At 64.5% G+C, this 6,946-nt stretch carries 8 protein-coding genes and 1 tRNA gene; 8 read left to right on the forward strand and 1 reads right to left on the reverse strand.

What is annotated here, in order from left to right:
• Window positions 1-247: PilZ domain-containing protein (locus tag MOV75_RS22090; protein WP_247006609.1), on the reverse strand; the 247-nt coding region annotated here is incomplete at its 3' end.
• A 223-nt stretch (window positions 248-470) separates the two neighbouring features.
• Here MOV75_RS22090 and MOV75_RS22095 point away from each other — a divergent pair.
• From MOV75_RS22095 to MOV75_RS22130, 8 genes are all read left to right on the forward strand, one after another.
• Window positions 471-545: transfer RNA gene (locus MOV75_RS22095), tRNA-Glu, on the forward strand.
• A gap of 231 nt (window positions 546-776) precedes the next feature.
• Window positions 777-1,337 carry a hypothetical protein gene (locus MOV75_RS22100; protein WP_246929657.1) on the forward strand — a complete coding sequence of 187 codons (561 nt, stop codon included), beginning with the start codon at window positions 777-779 and terminating at the stop codon, window positions 1,335-1,337.
• A 212-nt stretch (window positions 1,338-1,549) separates the two neighbouring features.
• Window positions 1,550-2,176: a PilZ domain-containing protein gene (locus MOV75_RS22105; protein ID WP_246929658.1), complete on the forward strand. Its 627-nt coding sequence runs from the start codon at window positions 1,550-1,552 to the stop codon at window positions 2,174-2,176.
• 121 nt (window positions 2,177-2,297) lie between these two features.
• Entirely contained in the window at window positions 2,298-3,305 is a 1,008-nt protein-coding gene (locus MOV75_RS22110; protein WP_246929659.1) for an acyl-CoA desaturase, read from the forward strand.
• A 136-nt stretch (window positions 3,306-3,441) separates the two neighbouring features.
• Entirely contained in the window at window positions 3,442-3,684 is a 243-nt protein-coding gene (locus MOV75_RS22115; protein WP_246929660.1) for a hypothetical protein, read from the forward strand.
• Window positions 3,685-3,979: 295 nt separating this feature from the next.
• Window positions 3,980-5,020 carry a PrsW family glutamic-type intramembrane protease gene (locus MOV75_RS22120; protein WP_246929661.1) on the forward strand — a complete coding sequence of 347 codons (1,041 nt, stop codon included), beginning with the start codon at window positions 3,980-3,982 and terminating at the stop codon, window positions 5,018-5,020.
• 70 nt (window positions 5,021-5,090) lie between these two features.
• The gene (locus MOV75_RS22125) at window positions 5,091-5,669 is read left to right on the forward strand and encodes an HdeD family acid-resistance protein (protein WP_246929662.1); all 579 of its coding nucleotides are present in this window, start codon (window positions 5,091-5,093) and stop codon (window positions 5,667-5,669) included.
• 235 nt (window positions 5,670-5,904) lie between these two features.
• Window positions 5,905-6,946, forward strand: a 1,042-nt coding sequence (locus MOV75_RS22130; protein WP_309486958.1) for a 3-deoxy-7-phosphoheptulonate synthase, incomplete at its 3' end; no start/stop codon positions are given.

Raw genomic sequence — 6,946 nt, forward strand, 5'->3', positions numbered from 1 at the left:
ACTTGATGCCGGCCGATTTGCCGCGGCGCCAGACCACCTGGCAGCTCCGCCCCGTACGCGCATCGCGTGCGAAGGCGAGCCGGATCACGCCCGGGAGCTGGCTCGCGTCCTCGTCCAGCGTGATCTTGGCACCCGAATCGGAGATGTCCCGGACCAGGCAGTGCCGCGCGGCGAAGCCGCCGTCGAGCGTGATCCAGGCATGCTGCGACAGCAGCTTGCGGGCTGCGCGCTTTTTCGGCGGTGGCATTGGTGAAAGATCTCCCACTCCAGCGCTAATCAGGGAACCCTAAGAAATCGTTGAAATCGCCTTCGAATGCTCTCGGGGCCGGCGCTGTCCACCGGCGCCACAAGACCGGTCCGAACGGCTTGCCGGGAGCCAGAAAGGCCACTATACGTTCGCCCGCTGCAAGCCGCCGGGCCCTGTTCGGCCGGCCAGCGGTCATGCCGGGAAACGGCCGGGCCCTGTGTTTGCTCCCTTCGTCTATCGGTTAGGACGCCACCCTTTCACGGTGGAGAGAGCGGTTCGATTCCGCTAGGGAGCGCCAGTGCGCACGCGACGCCTGTCGCTTTTCCTCCCCAATTGCCACGATTTCCGCCGCAGCGGCATGAACCTTCCCGCCGCTCGCCACCGACCAATGTCAGGTTGGAACCGGTCGAACCCCATGGCGCAGCGTCATCCCGAGATTGAAGGTTCGTCCGGTGCGTCCGCAATGACACCGGGCCTTCCGCCATGGCTCAGCCATCCCCGCCAGCATCCATCGGACCGGCGCGCCAAAATGCTGGAGCACCTGGCACGCGCCAGATCGCTGCCGCAGCGTCAGCCGGATTTTGCGCCGGCTGCGCCTGTGCTGCCGGGCAGAAGCACCCAAGATATTCTCGGCGATGTCGTCGGCTACGCGATCGTGTTCGGTATCCTCGCCCTGCTCTTCCAGTCGCGCATTCCGCTCTATCTCGGCGCGTTCGTCGTCCTGACCGACGCCGAGCGCATTGAAGGCGCACTGGCAAGGATCGGTATCCGCCTCGAGCCCGAAACCATCGGCCCGGACATCGTCAAGCGCTCCGCGTTCTGGTTCGGATGGTTCGCGTTGCTCGCCGCCTTGAAAGGCTCCGTTCCCGACTGGCTCGCACCATGGATGCCGCCGGCAGAGTCATGGCCTTTCCTCGCCGGCATCGCCCTTCTGCTTGCCATCGTCGAAGCACTCACGGCGCTCGCGATGCGGCGCGCAGTGCCGCCGCTGGGATTGCAGATCAGCCCGAACGGCCCGATGTGGACGACGATCCAGTTCATCATGGCCGTCGGCGCGCTGGCAGTGCTGTTGCTGGTCGGATCTCGTTAGCCGCCGCGTCCCCATTGCTTCACTCCGCCTCAATGACGACGTTGTGAGAATGCCTGCAGCATAACGGGTCTTTATGCCGCGCTTTCCGCTCCGCTGCGCAGGGGCGCATTTACCGGAAATTTACCCCTGCTCGTGAGCGACGGTATCATTTGCTTAGAATTTGATTGCTACCGTGGAATTACGGAAACGATCCCAAACCACGATTGGCGCGCATGTCCGTCACAGAGTTCCTCCGGCAACGAGCAGTGGAAGTCACCGTGGCCGGCAGCTACTCGCTGCCGCGTTGGTACGATTGCGAGGGCAAGCTGCGCACCTTCGCCTGCCGGACCAAGCGCGTCTCGCCGTTCCGCATGATCGTGGACGTGCCGGTTGTCGGCAAGGTCGGCGAGCGCGTGACCTCCTACTTCCAGGATTTCGGCGAATTCCAGTGCACCATCAGCGCGACGTTGAAGGCGGGCTTCCTGATGGAGCTCGACATGACGCGGGCGCGGCGCGCCTGGATGTCGGAAAAGCTGACCTGGCTGGAGAAAAAGCAGAGGGACGACAGCGTCCAGGAACTGCGGCGTGACGCCCGTTTCGTTCCGCAGGTCTCCCATACCTTCCTGACCCTCGCCGACGGCAGCATCCATCCATGCTTCATCATCGACGTCTCCACGGCCGGCGTCGCGATATCCTGCGAGTACGACCCGCCGGTGGGAACTCCGCTTGCGGTCGGTGCCTGCGTCGGGCGGGTCATCCGCAAATTCGACAACGGCTTCGCGGTCAAATTCGCCGAAAAGCAGTCACGGGATGACCTGGTCCGCCTCGTCGTGCGCTCGCCCCTGCAGCAGTCGGCCTGAGCCGGGTCAGTCAATTTTAACTCTTCTTTAACTAAATACTGGAGATGAAGTCCCTCGCGCGATAGGGTGTGATCCAGCACGTCCGCAATCATTGCGGGCCCCCCATATCGGAAGTCCTGGAATGTCCATCGCTGACGCCGAGTTCGTCCCGGCTGAGACCCCGCAGAACGCGTCTACCGCGGCCAAGCCGCAGCTTCCACCCGGCGTCGTCACCGAGGGACCGCTCGTGCAAGCCAAGCTGCGCGAGAGCTATCTCTTGCTCGGCATCCTCTATGTCGGCGCTGTCGCCGGCATCATCTGGGCTGTCACGCAAGGTCTCGGCAAGGTCGAGCTGTTCACGTTCGTCTGGATGTTCGCGCTGACCACGTTCGGCATCGGCGCAGGCATGCACCGCCTGTTCGTCCATCGCAGCTTCCGCACCGGCCCGATCATGCGGGTCTTCTTCTGCGCCATCGCCCAGATGGCGATCCAGGGCTCGATCGCCAAATGGGTCGCCAATCACCGCCGCCACCATCTTTACGCCGATGACGTCGGCGATCCCCACAGCCCGCAATTCGACGGCTTCGGCAATCGCTATGTCAGCGCGCTCAAGGGCTTCTTGCACGCCCAGGGCAGCTGGGTGTTCGACCAGGCGACCACCGACAACGAATACTACGCCAAGGACATCCTCGCCGATCCCATCGCGATGTTCTTCGTGCGCACGCGCTGGGTCTGGTACGGAATGTCGGCGGTCTTCATCCCGGGCGTGATCGGCTACACCTTCGGCGGCGTGCACGCCATGATCGGTTGCGTGCTGTTCTCCGGCCTGCTCCGCGCCTATCTGCTGATCCTCACCAGCCAGCTCACCGGCTCGGTCTGCCACGCCTATGGCTATCGCCGCTTTGAGGTCGACGATGCCTCGACCAACGAGTTCGTGACCACGATCCTCACCTTCGGCGAGGGTCTGCACAACAACCATCACCGCTTCCCGCGGGACGCCTACATCTCGCACGCCTGGTGGGAGATCGATCTCAACGGCCTGATCATCCTGGGCCTGGAAAAGATCGGCCTCGTCCACGACGTCTTCCACGCCTCGCACCGTCAGCTGGAGCGGGCAGCCGAAGCAGAGGCGGCCTCGACGGCGCGCTGAACCGGCAGGCGGCGGCCAGCGTCCGGCCGCCCCACCTCCGCATCGCTGCCCTATCGCGGCCCCATTGCGGGATCAGCCTTCGACAGTCCGTGCCTCACGCCGGACGTCATTTGCGGACTTGCGATCGGGGGACCGGATGGCAGTCAACAAAATCACTTGGGACAGGGTCGGCCGGGTCACCGAGCCAGGACGCTACATGTACACGTTCGGCTGGCTCACCATCACGGCCGGCGACCTGGATATCTGGAAGCTCTACCCACAGGCCGCGTTCACGCTGCTGGCGCAACCGGGCGGGCCGGATGCGTCCCTTGGCGAAGAATTCCATCTCGGCGCCTTTGACGTCGCCCCGGGCGCGCCGCCGCCGTTCACCACCCATTGAGTCCCGGCTCCGAACTCGCCCGCCGGAATAGGTGCGCAGGTGAATCGAAGAAACCTGCGCATTTCCTTGATCTGGCTTGCCAATCGCGCTCCGGCATCAGTCCCGCGGACGTTGCCATGGATGACGAACAGGTTCTGTCATGCAATTGATTGCGCTTGTATTCTGCATCACCACGGGCGACGGCAGATGAACGAAAGCTGTCGCGCTCGTTAAGCGAGCCGACAGCGAGCGCATGACACATGGTCGCATCGGCAATTGTAGATTAGCGGACCAAGGGAACCTATTTTCGGCGCCGATGTATCTGATTGAAGCGTTGCCCACCGTCATCGGAACTGCAGCCATCGCCCCGGCGCTGCTGATGCTGTGGCTTGTCATCGCCGCTGAAGAGCGCCCTGGCCCGCCCGCGCAGGTCTGGACCGCGTTCCTGTTAGGGGCCGCCAGCATCTCGCTGCTGGGCCTTGCCCGTGCCCCCTTCGCCAAGATGGTCGCAGCCCCCGACAACCCCTGGGTGGCGCTCGCGATGCATTCGGTCTTCGGCGTCGCGCTGCCTGAGGAAGCCGTCAAGGTGATCGCCATCGTGGTGGTCTCTTCGACCAAGCGGAGGACTTTTGCCAATCCCATGGACACCGTGGTCTATGGCGCCGCGGTCGGCCTCGGCTTCGCCGCTTACGAGAATCTGGCCTATCTGGTTCAGCACGCGGAGATGTGGCGTTCGCTGGCCGCCTTGCGCAGCGTTCTGACCGTGCCGTTCCACGGCGCGCTCGGGATCATCGCGGGCGCCTACCTGACGATCGCGCGCGCCGGCACCGCGCTCGGAGCGAACCGCCACCATCGCGACTGGGCCCGCCTCTCCAGCCGCCTCTTGATCTTCGCAGGCCCGCTCGCGTTGCATTCGGCGTTCGATTTCCCCCTGCTCACCCTCCAGCGCATGCCGGACCTCGACCCGAGCTTGCGGATGTGGCTGGGGGCTACGAGCCTCTTGATCGGCTTCAGCTCGATCGCCTTCGCCATCCGCCTGGTCCGGCGTGTCGCCCGCCACCACGCACCCCGGACCGATGTTGCGCGGGAGCGGCTGAGCCAGCTTCGTCGGATGTGGGCGCTGCTGCTTGCCGGCGGCGGCGTCGGCTTTCTCGGGCTCGCCTTCGTGCTGACCTCGATCCATCACTGGCTCATCAACCCCGAACGCAATCTGACGCTGGCCCTGATTCCGATCGGCTTCGTCTCGATCCTGCTGGGCCTTGCGCTTCTGATTGTCACAACGGCGATCTACATTCTCGGCCGCAACCGCATCCGCACCAGCGCGGAAGGTTTTTCCTCGGCGCCCGGCGGCGGTTGATCCACCGCATGGCAAGCGCGCCATGGGCCGACTAGATAGGACGCCCTCCTCTCGTTTCCGGAGTTAGACGATGACATCGCCCGAGGATTTTTCACGGCTGCAATCCGTCATGAGCCAGGCGGTCAAGGCGCATTGGAAGGCTTTCCTGTTCGAAGGCATCCTGCTCGCCGTTCTCGGCGTCGCGGCGCTGATCCTGCCGCCGCTCGCGAGCCTTGCGATCGCGATCTTCCTCGGTTGGATGTTCCTGATCGGCGGTATTGGCGGGCTGATCGTCACCTATTGGGCACGCAGCACGCCAGGCTTCTGGTGGTCGCTGATCTCGGCCGCGCTCGCCGTGCTCGCCGGCCTGCTGCTGTTGGCCCGGCCGATGCAGGCCGTGCTGACGCTGACCATCGTGCTTGGCGCCTACTTCCTCGCGGAGGGCGTCGCCACCATCATGTACGCGCTGGAGCACCGCCGCGAGTTGAGCAGCCGCTGGTCCTGGCTCCTGATCTCGGGCCTCGTCGACATCGCGATCTCGTTCATGGTGATCACGGGGCTGCCGAGCTCGGCCGAATGGGCCATCGGCATCCTCGTCGGTATCAACCTGCTGTTCGGCGGCGCCAGCCTGATCGGCATGGCGCTGGCGGCGCGCAACAGCAACACCTGAGGCGCCTCGTCGCCTGCCGCGCCGATTGGGGGGTGACAAGGCGCCAATGGCGCGCTATATGGCCAGCCATGATCACCGTCGCCACCAGCTATTTTTGGTACTTTAGCTACGACAGCTCGCTGGCGGCAGGAGGATCGCGCTCAATCTGAAACATTGCAGCAAACGTCCGAACAAGCCGCCAGACCTGGCGGCTTTTTTATTGGCCGGCAGGTTCTCAAAACGACAGGAGCCCGCCGTGCTGAGCACGACCGACGATCTTCGCATCCGTGAACTGAAAGAACTGAGCACCCCGGAAGAGGTGATGCGGGAGGTCCCGCGCACGCTCACCGCCACCCGTGTGGTGATGGCCGCACGCAACGCCGTCCATGCCATCCTCACCGGCCAGGACGATCGCCTGCTGGTCGTGGCCGGCCCCTGCTCGGTGCATGACCCCAAGGCCGCGCTCGAATATGCCGAGCGCCTCGCAAGCTTGCGCGAAGATCTCGCCGATCAGCTCGAGATCGTGATGCGGGTCTATTTCGAGAAGCCGCGTACCACGGTCGGCTGGAAGGGCCTGATCAACGATCCCGATCTCGACGGCAGCTTCGACATCAACAAGGGTCTGCGGCTGGCGCGCAACGTGCTGTCGGCGGTGAACAATCTCGGTCTGCCCGCCGGCACCGAATTCCTCGACATGACGACGCCGCAATACATCGCCGACCTCGTGTCCTGGGCCGCGATCGGCGCGCGCACGACCGAGAGCCAGATCCATCGCGAGCTGGCCTCCGGGCTGTCGTGTCCGGTCGGCTTCAAGAACGGCACCGACGGCAATGTTCGCATTGCCGCCGACGCGGTGAAATCGGCCTCGCATCCGCATCATTTCATGGCCGTCACGAAACTCGGCCGCTCGGCGATCGCCTCGACCGCCGGCAACGAGGATTGCCACATCATCCTGCGCGGCGGCAGCAAGCCGAACTATGACGCGGCAAGCGTTGCTGCGGCCTGCAATGAGCTGGCGAAATCCGGCGTCGCGCCGCTGGTGATGGTGGATGCGAGCCACGCCAATTCGAGCAAGAAGCCGGAGAACCAGCCGCTGGTGATGGCCGACATCGCCGGTCAGATCGCCGGCGGCGAAAACCGCATCATGGGCGTGATGATCGAGAGCAATCTCATTGCCGGCCGCCAGGACGTGGTGCCGGGCAAGCCGCTCGCCTACGGCCAGAGCATCACCGACGGCTGCATCGACTGGCTGGCCACGGCGACCGTGCTCGAGCAGCTGGCCGACGCGGTCGAGGTCC

Origin of the sequence: Bradyrhizobium sp. PRIMUS42, assembly GCF_023006515.1 — a bacterium.
Taxonomy (GTDB): domain Bacteria; phylum Pseudomonadota; class Alphaproteobacteria; order Rhizobiales; family Xanthobacteraceae; genus Bradyrhizobium.

Excerpts from the sequence above, each read along its gene's own strand:
- MOV75_RS22120 (WP_246929661.1), top strand. The coding sequence starts at position 3,980 with ATGTATCTGATTGAAGCGTTGCCCACCGTCATCGGAACTGCAGCCATC.
- MOV75_RS22100 (WP_246929657.1), top strand. The coding sequence starts at position 777 with ATGCTGGAGCACCTGGCACGCGCCAGATCGCTGCCGCAGCGTCAGCCG.
- MOV75_RS22125 (WP_246929662.1), top strand. The coding sequence starts at position 5,091 with ATGACATCGCCCGAGGATTTTTCACGGCTGCAATCCGTCATGAGCCAG.
- MOV75_RS22105 (WP_246929658.1), top strand. The coding sequence starts at position 1,550 with ATGTCCGTCACAGAGTTCCTCCGGCAACGAGCAGTGGAAGTCACCGTG.
- MOV75_RS22115 (WP_246929660.1), top strand. The coding sequence starts at position 3,442 with ATGGCAGTCAACAAAATCACTTGGGACAGGGTCGGCCGGGTCACCGAG.
- MOV75_RS22110 (WP_246929659.1), top strand. The coding sequence starts at position 2,298 with ATGTCCATCGCTGACGCCGAGTTCGTCCCGGCTGAGACCCCGCAGAAC.